Source organism: Hymenobacter koreensis, from assembly GCF_039541855.1.
In the GTDB taxonomy this organism is placed as follows: Bacteria; Bacteroidota; Bacteroidia; order Cytophagales; family Hymenobacteraceae; genus Solirubrum; species Solirubrum koreensis.
Map to the genome: position 1 here is coordinate 312,651 of NZ_BAABHA010000010.1, position 16,900 is coordinate 329,550.

Genomic DNA, 16,900 nt, shown 5'->3' on the forward strand with positions numbered 1-16,900 from the left:
TGCGTTTTGAAATCGGCTTGCCAGGGTTTATCAGGCAACTAGAACGACAGCGCAATGCTGGAGGTGAGGTTGCCATAATCATTGGCAAGGCGGTTGTTCGAGTGGGAAAAGATGTCGCGCCGGGCGTTAAGCAAGCGCCCTTCCAGGCGCACGAATACGTGGGATGTGGGAGTGTAATCAAGGTTAAGTGAGGCACCGTGCACCGTAAAGTGGTTGTGGCTCGCATTGGGCGACAACGACTGAACCACAACGCCGCGGTCGGCGTGGTAGTACTCGGCACGGGCGGCTGCGGCCCATTGCCCGGTGAATTGGTAGCGCACAAAGGCCGCGCCGGTGTGCCAGGTGTCGGCTTTTTCACCGCGTTGCTCGTGCTCCTGCTTGCCCACGTCAAAAACCAGAGCCACGCTGAGCTGCTCGGAGGCGGTGTAGCGGGCAAAAAAGTCGTGGAAATAACGACGCCGCCGGGGTTGGCTGGCGGGCTGCTCGTTGCCGTAAAACGAGCTGCTGTTGAGCAGTAACTTATCGGTGGCCTGCCACTGCAGTTGTGTGCCCAGGGCTTTGGCCTGGTTGTTTTCGCCAATGATTTGCCACCCGTTCAATACAAGGCCGGTAAGTGTCAGCTTCGGATCAACTTCGTACGTAACGCGAACCCCGGATTCGTAATAAGGCGAGTTTTCGGCCATCAGCGAGCGGGTAAGCGTCCAGTTGTCTTTGCTGATGGCCGACTCGAAACCGATGTGGGAGGTGAAAATGCCCGCGTCGAGCCAGATTTTGCGGAAGGGCCGGAACCCAGCGTAGGCCTCAAAGATGTGCCTGAACACGGGTTTCTCAGCAGCGTAATTGGCGGCCGGGTAAGTGCCGGCGTGCAGGCCTGCGGCGCCGCGCACCCGGTCGTTGTCGTAGCGGAGGCCCAGCAGGGCTTGGTTCACGGTGAACTGGTTGTGCCGGTTGTGGGAGTAGAGGAAGCCGGGCCGCGTGTGCGTATTGGGTTGGCGAAAGTCGTAGCCGAAGTAGCCGTCTACGCAGCCATACACGGCAAGAGACTTACTGGCCGCGGCTGAATCAGCAGCTGCGGGTGCTTGCGGCCAGGCCGCAGGGGCAGCTGCCAGCACAAGGCCGACCATTAAGAGTCTTTTCATAACGCGAGGATAACGTGGCGCGGGTGTTTGCAAACGCCCGGCTTGCGCAATAGTACGCTGCCTGCGCGTTTACGCTTGCATGGCCGGACCACGGCCATGCAAGCGGGTTTCGGGCGCAGATACTGCCATGGCTTTGTTGTGGCTACCTTAGCGCCTCTTTTCGCCTTGCTTTCTGATCCTTTGTTCTGCGCCTATGCAGCTTGTTGAAGTTAATTCGCCGGAACTGGCCCGCGAGTTCATTGAATTTCCGGTGCGGCTTTACCGCAACGACCCCAATTACATCCGCCCGCTCGATCAGGACGTTGAACAGGTGTTCGACCGCAAGAAAAACAAGTTCTTTCGTCATGGCGAGCTGGCGCGCTGGTTGCTGCAGGATGCGCAGGGCAGCACCATTGGCCGGGTAGCTGCGTTCATCAACAACCGCACCGCTAAAACCTTCGACCAGCCCACCGGTGGCATGGGGTTCTTCGAGTGCATCGATAGCCAGGACGCCGCCAACGTACTGCTCGATGCCTGCCGGGACTGGCTGGCTGCCCGGGGCATGGAGGCCATGGACGGCCCCATTAACTTCGGCGACCGGGACCAGTGGTGGGGTTTGCTTATTGATAATTTCGGGCCGCCTACGTACGCCGTGAACTACAACCCGCCGTATTACCAGCGGTTGTTTGAAACCTACGGTTTTCAAGTGTACTTCAATCAGTACACGTATTTCCGGAAAGTGGCCGAGCCGCTGGACCCCGAATACCAGGAACGGGTGCAGCGGTTGTTTACCGGTACGGAATACCGCTTCGAGCACCTGCGTCTCAAGCAGCTGGATAAGTACACCGAGGATTTTCGGCAGGTGTACAACAAGGCGTGGGTAAACCACGTGGGGGTGAAGGAAATGAGTGTTGAGCAGGCCAAAAGCATCATGAAGAAGCTACGGCCGGTGCTGGAAGAGAAAATCTGCTGGTTCGGGTATTACCGCGACGAGCCCATCGGGTTTTTGATTGCGCTGCCGGAGCTGAACGAGTTGTTCCGCTACGTAAACGGCAAGCTCGACTGGTGGGGTAAGCTCAAATTTGCCTTCCACCGCTGGCGTGGGGCTGCTAAAACGTTCACGGGAATTGCCTTTGGTATTGCGCCTGCCCATCAGCGAAAGGGCGTAGAAGCTGCTTTTGTTCTCGCTTCTTCTAAAGTTTTGCAGAACAAGAGCAAGGTCAAGTACGACGACTTTATCATGAACTGGATCGGCGACTTCAACCCCAAAATGATGCGGGTGGCCGAGCAAGTGGGCGCCAGGATTTGGCGTACCCACGCCACGTACCGGTATTTGTTCGACCGTACCAAGGAGTTCAAGCGGGCACCCTTAATTGGGTAAGCTTATTCATCAGCCTTGGCAACTCGCGGGCCGGTTCCATTGCGGAACCGGCCCGCGGCGTTTATGCAAGGCGAAGTCGGAGCGGATGCGTTGCTTTGCAGTTGCCAAAGCAACGTCGGGTCGCCGCGTTGCCTTATCATTCACCGCTATACCCGACATGTTGGAGCCTTCAAAACAGCACATCATTGACCAAACCGCCGCTTTCGTGCGCGAGAAATTCCTGGGTGAAGGCTCCGGCCACGACTGGGAGCATATCCGCCGGGTGTGGCAGACCACCCGTGCCTTAGCGCACGATACCACCGGCGCTAATGTTTACGTAGCCGAGCTAGGAGCGCTGTTGCACGACGTAGCCGACTGGAAATTTCACGGCGGCGACGAAGAAGCCGGTCCTCGCGCGGCCCGGACCTGGCTAACCAGCCTGCATGTGGAGGAGGAGGCTATTCAGCGGGTGGAAGCCATCATCCGTGAAATCAGCTTTAAGGGACTTGGCGTAGCCACGCCCATGAGCACCGTAGAGGGGGAGCTGGTGCAGGATGCCGATCGGCTGGATGCCATCGGGGCCATTGGCGTGGCTCGTGCCTTCGCGTATGGCGGCCACAAAGGTCGGCCGCTGCACGATCCGGCCATTCCGCCCGTGCAGCATGATTCCTTCGAAGCATATAAAACCAACACCGCGCCCACCATCAATCATTTCTACGAGAAGCTGTTGCACCTGCACGAGCGGTTGAACACGCCCGCCGCCCGCAGCGCGGCCGTGTCGCGCCAGGCCTTTTTGGAGCATTTTCTGGCGCAGTTCCTGCGGGAATGGTCGGGAGAAGATTTACCGCCGGTCGAGCCAGTATAGGGCACGTATATGGCCTTTTTTGCGTTGTTTTGTTTATGAAGTTTGAGTTCTACAAGCTGCGCCGCTGGTTACCATTCTTGGTAATGGCCGTGGCCATCAGCAGCTGCCGAACGTGCCCCATGGATTCCTGCCGCGTACGCAAGGTTCATTTCCACAACGGCAATAAGTACCGGGGCCAGCCGCTGTTTAAAAAACAGAACCCCGAAATAGGCGAGAAAATCAAAGTGCACGGCCAGCCAAACGGCAAAATGCACAACAATCGTTCGAAGCCCAAACCTTGATTCCTGCTAGGAAAAAAGGCCTTTTTTGGGTATCTTGCCAGCTTAAACACGAGTTTCCAACCAGGCTTGTCAACTGCGTTTTGTAACATTGGCAACCCATAGTTTTGATCATGGCTGAAGGCGAAAAGATCATTTCCATCAACATCGAAGACGAGATGCGCGGTGCGTATATCGACTATTCGATGTCCGTTATTATTTCCCGCGCCCTGCCCGACGTGCGCGACGGCTTGAAGCCCGTGCACCGCCGCGTGCTTTACGGCATGAGCGAGTTGGGCGTATCCTACAACAAAGCCCATAAGAAAAGCGCCCGTATCGTGGGCGAAGTGCTGGGCAAATACCACCCGCACGGCGACTCCTCCGTGTATGACACCATGGTGCGCATGGCCCAGGACTGGAGCCTGCGCTACCCGCTCGTCGACGGGCAGGGCAACTTCGGTTCCATCGACGGCGACTCGCCGGCCGCTATGCGTTACACCGAAGCCCGCCTCAAGCGCTTGGCCGACGAAATGCTGGGCGACCTGGACAAGGACACGGTAGACTTTCAGGCAAACTTCGATGACTCCCTGGAAGAGCCGTCGGTGATGCCCGCCAAGTTTCCCAACCTGTTGGTAAACGGTTCCTCCGGCATTGCCGTGGGTATGGCCACCAACATGGCTCCGCACAACCTGACCGAAGTAGTGGACGGCATCATTGCCTACCTCGATAACGATCAGATTACCATTCAGGAGCTCATGGAGTACGTAAAGGCTCCTGACTTCCCCACAGGCGGCATTATTTACGGCTACGAAGGCGTCCGCCAGGCGCTGGAAACCGGCCGCGGCCGTATCGTAATGCGCGCCAAAACGCACTACGAAACCACAGCTACCGGTAAGGAGCAAATCGTGGTGACCGAGATTCCCTACATGGTCAACAAAGCGGCCATGATTACCCGTACGGCGGAGCTCATCAACGAGAAGCGCATCGAGGGTATTTCCGACTTGCGCGATGAGTCGGACCGCGACGGTATGCGTGTGGTGTACGATCTGAAGCGCGACGCCGTGCCGCAGGTAGTCTTGAACAACCTGTTCAAGTACACCCAGCTGCAAAGTACCTTCGGCGTGAACAACGTGGCCTTGGTGAAAGGCCGCCCCATGACGCTCAACCTCTACGACCTGATCCATCACTTCGTGGAGCACCGCGGCGATGTTATCGTGCGACGCACCCGGTTTGAGCTGGCCGAAGCCAAAAAGCGCGCCCACATCCTCGAAGGCCTGCTGATTGCCCTCGACCACTTGGATGAGGTAATTGCCATCATCCGCGGCTCCCGCGACCCGGAGCTGGCCCGCACGCAGCTTATTGAGCGGTTTACGCTCAGCGACGTGCAGGCCCGCGCCATCTTGGATATGCGTCTGCAGCGCCTCACCGGCCTGGAGCGCGACAAGATCGTGAACGAGTACAACGAACTCATGAAGCTCATCGATTACCTGAACTCGGTACTCGATTCGCCGGTGCTGCAGCGTCAGATCATCAAAGACGAGCTAATCGAAATTCGGGAGCGGTACGGCGACGCCCGCCGCACGGAAATCGAGTACGCCGGTGGCGACATTGATTTTGAGTCGCTGATTGCCGAGGAGTCGATGGTTATTACCATTTCGAACGAAGGCTACATCAAGCGTACCTCGCTCGACGAATACCGGGCCCAGGGTCGCGGCGGTACCGGTGCAAAGGGAGCTTCTACCAAGGAGTCGGACTTTACGTCGCATCTGTTCGTTGCCTCCACCCACGACTTCCTGCTGCTCTTCACCGAAGGCGGCCGTTTGTACTGGATTAAGGCCTACGAGTTACCAGAGGGAGGGAAGGCTGCCAAAGGCCGCCCCATCCAGAACCTGATTCCCGACCTGGCTACCGACCCCGTACGCTCCGTGCTGAACGTACGCGACCTGCGCGACCCGGATTACGCTCAAAACAACTACTTGATGTTCTGCACCGAGCAGGGCACGGTAAAGAAAACGACCCTCGAAGCGTACTCGCGTCCCCGTGCCGCCGGTATCAACGCCATTACCATCAACGAAGGCGACCGTTTGCTCGACGTGCAGCTGACGACGGGTACCAGCGAGGTTATTTTGGCCTCCAGCAACGGGCGAGCCGTACGCTTCAACGAAGCCAACGTACGTCCAATGGGCCGTACCGCCGCCGGTGTGCGTGGTATCACGTTGGCCGATGACGGCAAAGACCGCGTGGTGGGTATGGTTTGCCTAGCCGATCCGCAAAAGGAGTTGCTCGTTGTATCCGAGAACGGATACGGCAAGCGCAGCCCCATCGACGACTACCGCATTACCAACCGCGGCGCCAAGGGTGTAAGCACCCTTAAAGTGACCGACAAAACCGGGGCACTGGTGTCGATTAAGGACGTAGCCGACGACGATGACCTGATGATTATCAATCGTTCGGGCATCACCATCCGCATGCACGTTGCCGATGTGCGTTCTATTGGCCGTGCCACGCAAGGTGTGCGCCTGATTAAAATCAGCGAGGGCGACGAAATTTCGTCGGTAGCGAAAGTAGCTGCCGATGACAAAGAGCTCGAGCTGATGGATTCCGACGCCGGCGAAGGCGTGTTGGTGGCAACTGAAGACAGCCAAGAGGAGGGAGGCGCAACCGCCTCTGCAGCCTCGTCTGATGCCACTTCGGGCACCGATGATGAGTTAAGCATTTCCTGAACCATGTAGGTCGCTTCCCCGTTTGGGAAGCGACTTCTTTTTTGTTTCCCTTCCTCAACAACTCCATGAAGAAGATTTTTCTGACCCTCGCAGCGGCGCTAGTTCTACAGGGCGCCATGGCGCAGAACTCTGCCGTTACCAATGCCATTATCATGCAAAAGAATGGCACCCTGGACAAAGCCCGTGTAGAAATTGATAAGGCAATAGCTAATCCCAAGACTTCGGAAAAGGCCAAGACGTGGTACACCCGCGGCGAGATTTACGAAGCCATGGCGCAAAGCCCTATTTACAAAAAGTCGTTAGGGGATACAGACGGTTCGAAAATCGCGTTTGAGTCGTATCAAAAAGCCATTGCGCTGGAAGGAAAAGACAGCGACTATGGAAAGCAGGCCGCGCAGCGCATGGATAATTTCTATGGCATTGCGCTCAACGCTGGTGTAGAAAGCTACAACGCCCAGAAGTACGACGAGGCGTTGGCTTCCTACAAAATGGCCAATCAAATTCGTCCGCAAGACACCACTGCCTTGCTGTACGCTGCATTTGCATCGGAAGCAAAGCAGGATTACGGGCAAGCGAGGGAGAACTACAATAAGTTGATGGCCATCAACTACAAGTCGCCGCAGATGTACAACCGCTTGCTGCAAATGGCCCGTCAGGAAAAGAACGAAGCTGAAGCTGCAAAAGTGGTGCAGCAAGCCTTAGCCGCATACCCGAACAACAAAGTCTTTTTGCTGGAAGACCTGAACATGACGCTGAGCTCGGGACGCGGTACCGAGGCCATCGACAAGATTCAGAAGGTAATTGCTGCGGACCCCAATAACTCAAACCTGTATTCGGTGCTGGGCTCAGTGTATGAGCAAAGCAAGCAGCCTGAACTGGCATTAGCTGCGCACAAGAAGGCCGTTGAGTTGGATCCTAAGAACTTCGATTCGCAGTACAACCTGGGTGTGTACTACTTTAACAAAGGCGCTGAAATTTATAAGGCCGTCAATAAGATGGACTTGAAGACTTATCAGGCCAAGGGTAAAAAGATGGAAGGCGACGGTAAGAAATTTATGGAACAAGCCATTCCGTATTTCGAAACCGCCATCCAACTCAATCCGAAAGAAAAGGCTGTGTCTTCGGCATTGCAGAAAGCTTACACTAGTGTAGGTCGTAAAGCAGATGCTGAACGCTTAGCTGCTCAGTCGAAGTAGGAGGATACAAAAGCGGGCCACCTAACGAGGTGGCCCGCTTTTAAAGAACATTACTTAACATAATATAAATTATATAACAAAAATCTACGTTTGGCTTGGCTCGTTGTTTATTTGTTGTTTATGCTTTGAAATTAATATTCATCTGGTTTGTAGAATTTCATTTAGTTAGGTCAATCATCGTGATGAGTTTCTGCTGAATGAGTTTAATCCTTACTGTTGACTTGTTTGTTGAATACTATTTATGTGTTGTGAGTCGTGCTTTTTCTTTTTTTGCAGATAAGAGTTCTATACTAAAAGTTCTAATGTTTAGACTCTTATTGAGGAGTTGACAGTTTTGGGCCAGCCGGGTGTTGTGAATTTTTTGTGTAGCTGTTTCATGTTGCCATTAGTTCTGCTATTTAAGCTTCTGACGATGCTTTGCGTTATTCCATCCACGGCAGCCTACTTTTTGTTTTGGATAGCTTAACTGGCTCTGTAGTCCCCTCTGCTACTTTCTTTTTTGAGGACTCCCCTTTCCTTTTCCCCCTTTGTTAGATAGATTTTATTGGTTTGTGTATTGTGAGTCTCTAAGTATGAAAGTGGGTGCACTAAGTATTAAATAGTACAAAAAGTTTATTTCGGTATTACTACTTTATACTTTTTATGCTTTATTGTTTCTTTATATACTTCTGTTCTTAGTACCTTTGAACTATGCCAAAGACAATCGATTATCCCCGCACTTCGTATCTAGGAGCTTGGGAAGCTGCTGAAGTAGTAGATGATACGGGTGGAAAGTGTTCTGTAGAAGCATGTGCTCGTAAGCTTAACCGCAAGGTTAGCGGCAGCTTTAAGGCTATCCTTGGATCTGCTGTTAAGTTCGGGCTACTAACTAGCAAACGGGAACTGCTTACTACCACCAATCTTTTCAGGCGCATTAAACATGCGTATGACAAGCAAGAAGAAAAGATATTTCATCGGGAGGCTTTTCTTCACCCTCCACTCTTTACCCACATCTGTCGGAAGTTCCGCAACCGCGAACTACCCGTGCATATGTTCGATGTGATGCTGGTGCGTGAATTCGGTGTGGAAGAAATAAATGCGCAATCAGTAGCCAAAGCATTTTTGGATGGTGCCCGAATGGTTGATGTCATAGACGAGCGCAACATTATTGCAGACATCGATAAACTAGCTCAGGCTATACCACGTCGTGATGTGGCTAGTCCGGAAATGCCCGTAAATCTGTTCCCTACTCAGAACCCGTCTACTGCAGTAGTATTACCTGTAGTGCCTGCGGTTACTTCAGCAGTATTACCAGATGCTGTTTCCTCCTTATTCGGCTTAACCCCCACACAGGCAACTGACACAACGCCACCGGCACAAACTCATATACCCGCCGAACGGCCAGCGGAAACAGGCAGCCGAGCACATACTATTACCAAGCCTGCCGACCAGTTACCACAATCAGGTATATCAACAACACGACCCATATACCAAGCGGCTCCAGCCACTATGGATTACATAAGAGCCGAAAGTCAGTCGCTAAACACTGCAACTGAACCTGCAACTCATTATACCATCCATATCAGCGGCCCGGGCATTGATTCTCAGCTGGCAGTTCAGGATCGGGCTGATCTTAACATAGTGTCAGCCCTTCTCGAAAAGATTAGAAAGCAGCTTCCAGAATAATATGTTGGCATAAGCAAAAGCTTCTACCCTACTTAGCCTAAATATGTAATAGAACGGAATATAATTATGTTAACCAGAGTTTTCAAACCCGACCCTCTCAGTCGAGTTACTGTACTTGTAAACGGACCTGTGGTCGATACGCAGCAGGCATAAATGCCTTTTGTTCTACCTTTGCTCCTCTCTGAACAGTACCCACACCGGAATCGACGGAGTACTTAAGGGGTACATCCTTTGCTGGCAACCGCATGCATACGGTTTTAGTAACGGGCTGCGCGGGCTTTATCGGCTCACACCTGTGTGAACGGCTACTAGCCGACGGTTTCCGCGTACTTGGCCTGGATAATTTCGATCCTTTTTACCCGCGTGCGCTAAAGGAGCAGAACCTCTCAGCCGTCCGGAAACACCCACAGTTCAACTTTCAGGAACTGGATTTACGCAGTGGAGTAAGGGCCCTCGATGCCGCATGGCCCCACGAAACACCCGACCTGGTGGTACACCTGGCGGCCAAGGCAGGCGTGGGCCCTTCCGTACACGAGCCCCTCGCCTACCTCGATAACAACGTTCTGGGAACCGGGCACCTGCTGGAGTGGATGCGCCAACGCCCGGTTTCACGGTTGCTGTTCGCCTCATCCTCGTCTGTATACGGAAACACGCGGCGGTTGCCGTTTCAAGAAACCGAGCCTCTGCAACTAGCTTGCATTTCCCCCTACGCCACCACCAAGCTGGCCGGCGAGGAACTGACGTTTACCTACCACCACCTGTACCGTTTGAACGTGCTCAATGCCCGCTTTTTTACGGTATACGGTCCGCGGCAACGCCCCGATTTAGCCATTCACAAGTTTGTGAGGCTACTGCAAGCCGGACAAACCATTCCCGTATTCGGGGATGGCACAACGGCCCGCGACTATACCTACGTAGCCGATATCATCGACGGCATTGTACGCGGAGTGAAGTATTTGCTGGTTAACGAACAGGTATACGAAACCGTGAACTTGGGCAATAACAAGCCGGTGCCGTTGCTGCAACTCATAGAAGCCGTGGCGGAGGCCGTGGGCGTACCCGCACGGCTTCGCTTTGAGCCTATGCAAGCCGGCGACGTGGACATAACGTTTGCCGATATCAGCAAAGCCCAACGCCTGCTGGGCTATGCGCCCCGTACTCCCCTTTCCGAAGGCTTGCAAGCTTTCGTGAAATGGCTGAAGGTTTCGGAGCAAACCCCGGCCCTAAAGTAGAACGCCCCTATCGAACTAGCGTGAGTGAAGCGGCGGTAGCTCTTCGGTGACTTGTTCTGCTGCACGGGCAGGCGGCCCCGTGTGCCGTTCTTCCCGACGCAGCAGCATGATGTTACGGCCGTACACCACCGCACCAAAAACATTACCCAGAATAAGCACCACATCAACGGGACGACGCGCCAGCGCGTAAACCAGGATCAGCAGGGACCCCACCAGACTCACTACCCAAAATCCAAGAGGCAAGACGGATTCCCCTTTGCGTTCCGAATAAGCCCATTGGTACACGAAACGCAGCAGAAAAATAAACTGCCCCAAGGCCCCCAGCACCAATACCCCACCCGGTATGCGGTTGCGTAGCATGGCTGCAAGGCTGAAATGCTGATTGCCTACCACAAACCAGCCAAGCACCGCCAGGGGAAAAACATAAGCGGCGGCCCGGAACCAACCGCTAAGCTTGAGCCATTCGCCCAGCAGCTGCAGGTTCCGGATGTAAATAATGTAGCTGATGAGCTGGGCCCCCAGAATAATTGGGTCGTGCCGCAGCATACCGTAAAGGATCATCAGCAAAGACGAAACCAGGCTGATTTGCCAGAATAAGGTGGGTACCAGAACGCGTTTGGCCTGTTCGCTTTGCACCCACTGGAGCACAATGCGGCTGGAAAACAGCAGCTGCGAAGCAAGGCCCGTAACCAGCGCAAGGGTTTCGCTTTCCATGGCCTTGTTTACGATGCCGCGTGGGAGTGCTGCTCCCCGATTTCGTAGTTTTTCCAGCGCGAGCGGATCCACCGGTACCCAAAGGTATCGACCAACGGTTTCCAGAGCCGGTTCCAGAGGTTGTACTTGGCGGTACCGGCAAAGCGCGGAAAATGCCGCACAGGCAATTGCTTTACTTTTCCGCCTTGCAATTGCACCAACGCCCCCAGAAAGCGGTGCATGCCGTGGAATAGCGGGATGCGGCGGGCATAATCGGCTTTGAGGATTTTCAGCGGGCAACCGGTGTCTTCAATGCCGTCGTTGATCAGCAGGCGCCGAAAATTATTGGCCACCTTCGACGATAGTTTCTTAACCGGCGAGTCCTGGCGCTGGGCCCGGATGCCCGTGACCATGTCGTACTCGGGGAAAAACGGCAGCAAAGCCAGAAAGTCCATGGGCGTGGTCTGGATATCGGAGTCGATGTACCCAATAAGGCTGCCGCGGGCGTGGTCGATGCCGGCTTTCAGGGCCGTTGACAGCCCCCGGTTGTGCGCCAACGACACGAACTCGTAACGCGCATCCTGCCGGCAGATATCGCGCATAATGGGCAGCGAGTTATCGGTGGAGCCATCGTTGACGAACAAAACCGTGGTGGCCACGGGGGCCACGGCCAGGTAGTGGTTCATTTCCACCACAAACTGACGAAGGCTTTCTTCTTCGTTGTACACGGGTACCAGCACCGTGAAGGATTGAGTGGCCAGAAAGTCCGGATCAACTGATGACATAGGCTAAGGAAACGGCGGGCGCAAAGTACAAATGAAATTCAGGCCCGCATGGAGCAACTCCGCAAGGCCGGCGGGCAACATATGGAACCAGGAGGGCCAAACGACCGAAAGAAACCGCGTGCAACCGTAGCCGGTGCACGCGGCTCATGGCTCCAAACGTTACCCCTACTTTCCATGAAACGACACTGTGCTCCTCTATTTTGTTGCCTGATCGTATTTACCGCCTCCTCAGCCGCATTTGCCCAGGTACCCAGTACCACCGCAACGGATAGCCCCGCCCGTACACATCAGCTGAAGCTTGGGCTGCGCTCCACCTATTACGACGGCTTGCTGCCCTCAGCCGCTTACGAATGGCAGGTAGCCCCGCAGCTCTCCATTGAAGTGGGCGGAAGTTTCCTGATGGGCTCCTCCAAAAGCGGCTGGGACTACGTGGATGGATCGGGCGACATTTCCCGCAACCGCTATACCAGAAGCCACCTAAGCGCGGCAGTGTTTGGGCAAGCCAGGTATTATTTACAGGCCAGTAAGGCTCCCCTAACGGGGTGGTACCTGGGCCTGGGGTTGCAATCCACCTACTCCTATTACCGCATCAGGTTCACCGAGGGCGGCACGGGTTCTACCCAGTACGCCCGCTTTCTGGTGCAGCCACAACTGCGGATCGGACGCCAGTGGGCCTTGGGTCAACGCCTCAGCTTAGACACCTACCTGGGCCTCGATTACGTTCCGAATAACAATGGTAACGGCATTGGCGGGCGGTTACGGCCAGCTACCGGTGTGCAATTGGGCTATCGGTTCTAGTCGCGGCGGAAACCGGCGGCAATGCTGAAATGCCGCTGACGCAGTACCTCCACCACATCGTCGAGCGTGAGGCCGGCGGCCGTCAGGAGCACCAGCAGGTGGTAAAGCAAATCGGCTGCTTCGCCCTTCAGTCCGTCCACGTTGCCACCCACCGCGTCGATAACCGTTTCCACGGCCTCCTCGCCTACCTTCTGAGCAATTTTGGGCATGCCCTTGGCAAAGAGCTTTACGGTATAGGAGTTGGGCTCTTCATCCGGAAATTGCTGCCGCCGCTGCACCAGCCGCTCCAGCTCCGCCAGAAAGCCCACGGGGGCTGTGGGCAACGCGGCCTGTTGCTCGTGCTCGAAACAGCTTACGGTACCGCGGTGGCAGGTGGGTCCATTGGGGCGGGCCCGGATGAGCAGCGCATCGTTGTCGCAGTCGGGGTGCAGGCTCACCACCGTGAGGAAGTGGCCACTGGTTTCGCCTTTGGTCCAGAGGCGGTTTTTAGAGCGCGAAAAAAAGGTCACGCGTCCCTCCTGCTCGGTTTTGCGAAGCGCCTCCTCGTTCACGTACCCCAGCATCAGCACCTGGCCCGTATCGGCGTCCTGCACCACGGCGGGAATCAGGCCGCCCATTTTCTCAAAGTCGAAAGTCATGTTCTGAAGTAGTCAGTTGCTGGTTGTCCGCTGTCAGTTACAGGCCGGATTTTCGTTGCGAAGCGTGGGTGCTCAATACGTGGCAGCGTTTTGAAACGGACCAAACACCCGTCCGTTAACTTACCACTCATCTTAAAAGCTGGCTCAGAGCCGAACGGGAACCCCTGCCTGGCGCAGGTGCTGCTTGAGGTCGGTAATGCCGATTTCGCCGAAGTGAAAGATGCTGGCCGCCAGCCCGGCGTCGGCTCCGGCGCGCTGAAACACATCGGTAAAGTGCTCCATACGGCCAGCCCCGCCCGAGGCCACCACGGGCACGGACACGGCGGCACATACGGCGCCGGTCACGTCGAGGGCAAAACCATCCTTGGTGCCGTCGTGGCTCATGGAGGTTAGCAGGATTTCCCCCGCGCCGCGCTCAGCCACTTCCCGGGACCAAGCCACGGCCTCGCGACCGGTGGCCTGGGTTCCGGCACGGGTATACACCTGCCAGCCGGCATCGGGGGTAAAGCGCGCATCCACGGCCACCACAATACACTGCGAGCCAAACCGGCGGGCCAGCTCGTCGATGAGCTCGGGCCGTTGCAAGGCCGCCGAATTGATACTAACCTTATCGGCACCGTTCAGCAACAGGGCCTCCACATCCGCCACGGCTCCAATGCCTCCGCCCACGGTAAAAGGAATGTCCAGCTCCCGGGCCACGTCGCGCACCAGGGCCACCAGGGTTTGTCGTTTCTGGTTGGTGGCCGTAATGTCGAGGAACACCAGTTCGTCGGCGCCCTGGCGGGCATATTGGGCGGCCAGCGCCACGGGGTCACCGGCGTCGCGTAGTCCCTCGAAGCGGATGCCCTTCACGGTGCGTCCGTCTTTCACGTCGAGGCAGGGAATAATACGTTTGGTTAACATATGGAGAGGGCTGCTAAGCAGGCGTGGCTTCGGCTAGAAATTGGCGAGAGTCGATGAACAGGGCTAAGCCACCAATCGGCGCAGATCTTTAAGCTGAATCGTGCCTTCGTAAATGGCTTTGCCGATGATGGCGCCGTACATACCGACCTCCGCCATTGCTTCCACATCGGCCATGGTGGTTACCCCGCCACTGGCTACCAACTGGGCAGCGGGCAACGCCGCGCGCAGCTGGCGGTAAGTTTCCAGCGACGGGCCCTGGAGTTTACCGTCCTTGCTGACGTCGGTACACACAAAGGTGGCGGCTCCCTGGCTCAGGTAAGCAGCTACAAACTCCTCCAGGGTGCGTTCCGACTGCTCGGCCCAGGCATTTATGGAAATGTGCTGACCGCGGAAGTCGGCCCCGATCAGGATGCGCTCGGCCCCGAAGGTTTGCAGCCAGTGCCGTACCGTTTCGGGTTCACGCACGGCAATGCTGCCGGCCGTAATCTGCGCCGCACCGGCGTCGAAGGCCTGGCGTACGGCTGTTTCGTGCTGCAAGCCGCCCCCGAAGTCCACCACCAGGTTGGTGTGGCGGGCAATGCGCTCCAATACGGGCAGGTTCACGGGTTGCCGGGCCCGGGCCCCGTCGAGGTCGACGAGGTGCAGGCGGCGCAGGCCGTGCTGCTCAAAACGCTGGGCTACGGCCAGGGGGTCGGAATCGTAAGTGGTTTGCTGGCTGAAGTCGCCCTCGGTCAGGCGCACGCACTGGCCACCGATAAGGTCGATTGCAGGAATGATTTCCATGGGTTCTGTAAAAGAAACACGGCCCCGCCCGGTTGCATACCGCCGGGCGGGTTACCGGGCTCCGCGTTAGAGGTTCAGGAAGTTCTCGAGGATGCGGGTGCCCACCGGGCCGCTTTTCTCGGTGTGAAACTGCACGGCGTAAAAGTTACGGTGCTGCACGGCCGCGCTGAACGGGGCCGGGTACTGCGCCTGGGCAATGGTGTACTCCCCAACCGGCGCATAGTAGCTGTGCACGAAATACACGTGGTCCTGCCCTTCGCGCAGCCCCTCGAACAAGGGAGAGCGAAACTCCTGCAGGGTGTTCCAGCCCATGTGCGGCACCTTGTGGGCGGCGTCGGCGGGAAAGCGCTTGACGGTGAAGGGCAGAATGCCCAGCAGCTCCGTATCGTTTTCCTCGCTGTGCTGGCCCAGCAGCTGCATACCCAGGCAAATGCCCAGGAAGGGTTGCGTGAGCGTGGGCAGCAGCTTGTCCAAACCCTGCGCCCGTAGCTCGCGCATGGCCGAAGCGGCCTCGCCTTCGCCGGGGAAAAGAATCTTGTTGGCGCGGCGAATCTCCTCCGCATCGGCCGTGAGGGTTGCCTGCACGCCCAGGCGCTCCAGGGCAAACAGCACCGACTGTACGTTCCCCCCTTTGTAGTCAACAACTGCTATATTCATTTGAAAACAGTTAGGGATTACACATTTGTTGTTATTAAAATTAAGCCGGCTTGCATGCACTCAACAAGCACCAACTCATATACACAAATGGGTAAACAAATGAATAAATCCTACAGAACGCCCTTGGTGCTTGGTATTTCCATTTTGGCGGCATCTCGTACCAGCGCCATCTTGGTTGCTTTGGCTACGGCTTTGAAAATGGCCTCAATCTTATGGTGCTCGTTGTCGCCGGCTACCTGAATGTTCAGGTTGCAACGGGCAGCATCGGCAAAGCTTTTAAAGAAATGGTAAAACATTTCCGTGGGCATATCTCCTATTCTTTCCCGCTTGAAGTCCGCGCTCCACACCAACCACGGCCGCCCCGAAAAGTCGATGGCCGCCTGCGCCAACGAGTCGTCCATGGGCAGCAGGAAACCGTAACGGGCCAGACCGCGCTTGTCACCCAACGCCTGAGCAAAGGCTTCGCCCAAAGCCAGGGCGGTATCTTCAATGGTGTGGTGCTCGTCGATGTGCAGGTCGCCTTGTACTTCAATGAGCATATCCACCCCGCTGTGCTTGGCCAGTTGGTCGAGCATATGGTCAAAAAAACCGAGGCCGGTTTTTATACTATGCCGCCCGCTGCCATCCAGGTTCAGCTCCACGCGGATTTTTGTTTCGTTCGTGTCGCGCTGCACCGTGGCCGTGCGGGCGGGCAACTGTTGCTCCCGCAGGAACTCCACGATGGTTTCCCAACTGGTGGTGGAGAGGGCGGCTCGCTCGTCGGGCTCCTCGCGAATCAGGATGGCCTGACTGCCCAGGTTCACGGCCAGCTCCACGTCGGTAAGCCGGTCGCCGATGACGAAGGAGTTGCGCAAGTCGTAGCCGTTGGCCGGGTCCAGGTACTCGGTGAGCAGCGCGGTGCCGGGTTTACGCGTGGGCAGCTGCTCGTGCGGAAAGCTGCGGTCGAAGAAACTGGCGGTAAACTCCACCCCTTCCCCGCGAAGGATGTTGACCATCATGTTCTGGCAGGGCCAGAAAGTGTCCTCCGGAAAAGATTCAGTGCCGAGCCCGTCCTGGTTGCTGACCAGTACCAGCTCGTAGTCCAGCTCGCGAGCAATGCGGGCCAAACCGGATATGGCACCCGGCAAAAATTCAAACTTGTCCAGGCTATCGACTTGCTGACTCGGCTGGGGCTCGATAAGGATGGTCCCGTCGCGGTCGATGAAGAGTACTTTTTTCATGGGAAGG

16 protein-coding genes are annotated in these 16,900 nt (G+C 56.1%); 8 read left to right on the forward strand and 8 right to left on the reverse strand.

Annotated features, from left to right (window positions below):
* Positions 1–38 precede the first annotated feature (38 nt).
* Positions 39–1,139: a porin gene (locus ABD903_RS15285; RefSeq protein WP_345225688.1), complete on the reverse strand. Its 1,101-nt coding sequence runs from the start codon at positions 1,137–1,139 to the stop codon at positions 39–41.
* A 193-nt stretch (positions 1,140–1,332) separates the two neighbouring features.
* Between ABD903_RS15285 and ABD903_RS15290 the strand changes: the two genes are divergently transcribed.
* The 7 genes from ABD903_RS15290 (at position 1,333) to ABD903_RS15320 (ending at position 10,416) form a co-directional block, all read left to right on the forward strand.
* On the forward strand, positions 1,333–2,499 hold the full coding sequence (locus ABD903_RS15290) for a hypothetical protein (protein ID WP_345225690.1): 1,167 nt from the start codon (positions 1,333–1,335) through the stop codon (positions 2,497–2,499).
* A gap of 157 nt (positions 2,500–2,656) precedes the next feature.
* Entirely contained in the window at positions 2,657–3,343 is a 687-nt protein-coding gene (locus ABD903_RS15295) for an HD domain-containing protein (RefSeq protein WP_345225691.1), read from the forward strand.
* 35 nt (positions 3,344–3,378) lie between these two features.
* Positions 3,379–3,624, forward strand: a complete 246-nt coding sequence (locus ABD903_RS15300) for a hypothetical protein (protein WP_345225693.1) — start codon at positions 3,379–3,381, stop codon at positions 3,622–3,624.
* Positions 3,625–3,734: 110 nt separating this feature from the next.
* Positions 3,735–6,323 (forward strand): DNA gyrase subunit A, encoded by a 2,589-nt coding sequence (gene gyrA / locus ABD903_RS15305; protein WP_345225695.1) that lies wholly within the window; start codon positions 3,735–3,737, stop codon positions 6,321–6,323.
* A gap of 65 nt (positions 6,324–6,388) precedes the next feature.
* Positions 6,389–7,519, forward strand: a complete 1,131-nt coding sequence (locus tag ABD903_RS15310; protein ID WP_345225697.1) for a tetratricopeptide repeat protein — start codon at positions 6,389–6,391, stop codon at positions 7,517–7,519.
* 690 nt (positions 7,520–8,209) lie between these two features.
* On the forward strand, positions 8,210–9,184 hold the full coding sequence (locus ABD903_RS15315; protein WP_345225699.1) for a hypothetical protein: 975 nt from the start codon (positions 8,210–8,212) through the stop codon (positions 9,182–9,184).
* A 245-nt stretch (positions 9,185–9,429) separates the two neighbouring features.
* Entirely contained in the window at positions 9,430–10,416 is a 987-nt protein-coding gene (locus ABD903_RS15320; RefSeq protein ID WP_345225701.1) for a GDP-mannose 4,6-dehydratase, read from the forward strand.
* A 15-nt stretch (positions 10,417–10,431) separates the two neighbouring features.
* On the opposite strand, the gene ABD903_RS15325 is transcribed toward ABD903_RS15320, so the two are convergent.
* Both ABD903_RS15325 and ABD903_RS15330 read right to left on the reverse strand, forming a co-directional pair.
* Positions 10,432–11,130: a lipid-A-disaccharide synthase N-terminal domain-containing protein gene (locus ABD903_RS15325; RefSeq protein WP_345225703.1), complete on the reverse strand. Its 699-nt coding sequence runs from the start codon at positions 11,128–11,130 to the stop codon at positions 10,432–10,434.
* 8 nt (positions 11,131–11,138) lie between these two features.
* Positions 11,139–11,894 carry a glycosyltransferase gene (locus tag ABD903_RS15330; protein WP_345225705.1) on the reverse strand — a complete coding sequence of 252 codons (756 nt, stop codon included), beginning with the start codon at positions 11,892–11,894 and terminating at the stop codon, positions 11,139–11,141.
* Between the two features lie 174 nt (positions 11,895–12,068).
* On the opposite strand from ABD903_RS15330, the gene ABD903_RS15335 reads away from it, so the two are divergent.
* Positions 12,069–12,692 (forward strand): DUF3575 domain-containing protein, encoded by a 624-nt coding sequence (locus ABD903_RS15335; RefSeq protein ID WP_345225707.1) that lies wholly within the window; start codon positions 12,069–12,071, stop codon positions 12,690–12,692.
* On the opposite strand, the gene hisIE is transcribed toward ABD903_RS15335, so the two are convergent.
* From hisIE to hisB, 5 genes are all read right to left on the reverse strand, one after another.
* Positions 12,689–13,330, reverse strand: a complete 642-nt coding sequence (gene hisIE, locus ABD903_RS15340; protein ID WP_345225708.1) for a bifunctional phosphoribosyl-AMP cyclohydrolase/phosphoribosyl-ATP diphosphatase HisIE — start codon at positions 13,328–13,330, stop codon at positions 12,689–12,691. The genes ABD903_RS15335 and hisIE overlap by 4 nt on opposite strands.
* Before the next feature lie 144 nt (positions 13,331–13,474).
* Entirely contained in the window at positions 13,475–14,233 is a 759-nt protein-coding gene (hisF, locus tag ABD903_RS15345; protein WP_345225710.1) for an imidazole glycerol phosphate synthase subunit HisF, read from the reverse strand.
* A gap of 63 nt (positions 14,234–14,296) precedes the next feature.
* Positions 14,297–15,016: a 1-(5-phosphoribosyl)-5-[(5-phosphoribosylamino)methylideneamino]imidazole-4-carboxamide isomerase gene (gene hisA, locus ABD903_RS15350; protein WP_345225712.1), complete on the reverse strand. Its 720-nt coding sequence runs from the start codon at positions 15,014–15,016 to the stop codon at positions 14,297–14,299.
* Positions 15,017–15,082: 66 nt separating this feature from the next.
* Positions 15,083–15,673: an imidazole glycerol phosphate synthase subunit HisH gene (gene hisH / locus ABD903_RS15355; RefSeq protein ID WP_345225714.1), complete on the reverse strand. Its 591-nt coding sequence runs from the start codon at positions 15,671–15,673 to the stop codon at positions 15,083–15,085.
* A gap of 110 nt (positions 15,674–15,783) precedes the next feature.
* Positions 15,784–16,893, reverse strand: a complete 1,110-nt coding sequence (hisB, locus tag ABD903_RS15360) for a bifunctional histidinol-phosphatase/imidazoleglycerol-phosphate dehydratase HisB (RefSeq protein WP_345225716.1) — start codon at positions 16,891–16,893, stop codon at positions 15,784–15,786.
* Positions 16,894–16,900 lie beyond the last annotated feature (7 nt).

What these genes read in the sequence shown, in the direction of transcription:
- ABD903_RS15285 (WP_345225688.1), bottom strand. Translation starts at nt 1,139, where the DNA reads ATGAAAAGACTCTTAATGGTCGGCCTTGTGCTGGCAGCTGCCCCTGCG.
- ABD903_RS15290 (WP_345225690.1), top strand. Translation starts at nt 1,333, where the DNA reads ATGCAGCTTGTTGAAGTTAATTCGCCGGAACTGGCCCGCGAGTTCATT.
- ABD903_RS15295 (WP_345225691.1), top strand. Translation starts at nt 2,657, where the DNA reads ATGTTGGAGCCTTCAAAACAGCACATCATTGACCAAACCGCCGCTTTC.
- ABD903_RS15300 (WP_345225693.1), top strand. Translation starts at nt 3,379, where the DNA reads ATGAAGTTTGAGTTCTACAAGCTGCGCCGCTGGTTACCATTCTTGGTA.
- gyrA (WP_345225695.1), top strand. Translation starts at nt 3,735, where the DNA reads ATGGCTGAAGGCGAAAAGATCATTTCCATCAACATCGAAGACGAGATG.
- ABD903_RS15310 (WP_345225697.1), top strand. Translation starts at nt 6,389, where the DNA reads ATGAAGAAGATTTTTCTGACCCTCGCAGCGGCGCTAGTTCTACAGGGC.
- ABD903_RS15315 (WP_345225699.1), top strand. Translation starts at nt 8,210, where the DNA reads ATGCCAAAGACAATCGATTATCCCCGCACTTCGTATCTAGGAGCTTGG.
- ABD903_RS15320 (WP_345225701.1), top strand. Translation starts at nt 9,430, where the DNA reads ATGCATACGGTTTTAGTAACGGGCTGCGCGGGCTTTATCGGCTCACAC.
- ABD903_RS15325 (WP_345225703.1), bottom strand. Translation starts at nt 11,130, where the DNA reads ATGGAAAGCGAAACCCTTGCGCTGGTTACGGGCCTTGCTTCGCAGCTG.
- ABD903_RS15330 (WP_345225705.1), bottom strand. Translation starts at nt 11,894, where the DNA reads ATGTCATCAGTTGATCCGGACTTTCTGGCCACTCAATCCTTCACGGTG.
- ABD903_RS15335 (WP_345225707.1), top strand. Translation starts at nt 12,069, where the DNA reads ATGAAACGACACTGTGCTCCTCTATTTTGTTGCCTGATCGTATTTACC.
- hisIE (WP_345225708.1), bottom strand. Translation starts at nt 13,330, where the DNA reads ATGACTTTCGACTTTGAGAAAATGGGCGGCCTGATTCCCGCCGTGGTG.
- hisF (WP_345225710.1), bottom strand. Translation starts at nt 14,233, where the DNA reads ATGTTAACCAAACGTATTATTCCCTGCCTCGACGTGAAAGACGGACGC.
- hisA (WP_345225712.1), bottom strand. Translation starts at nt 15,016, where the DNA reads ATGGAAATCATTCCTGCAATCGACCTTATCGGTGGCCAGTGCGTGCGC.
- hisH (WP_345225714.1), bottom strand. Translation starts at nt 15,673, where the DNA reads ATGAATATAGCAGTTGTTGACTACAAAGGGGGGAACGTACAGTCGGTG.
- hisB (WP_345225716.1), bottom strand. Translation starts at nt 16,893, where the DNA reads ATGAAAAAAGTACTCTTCATCGACCGCGACGGGACCATCCTTATCGAG.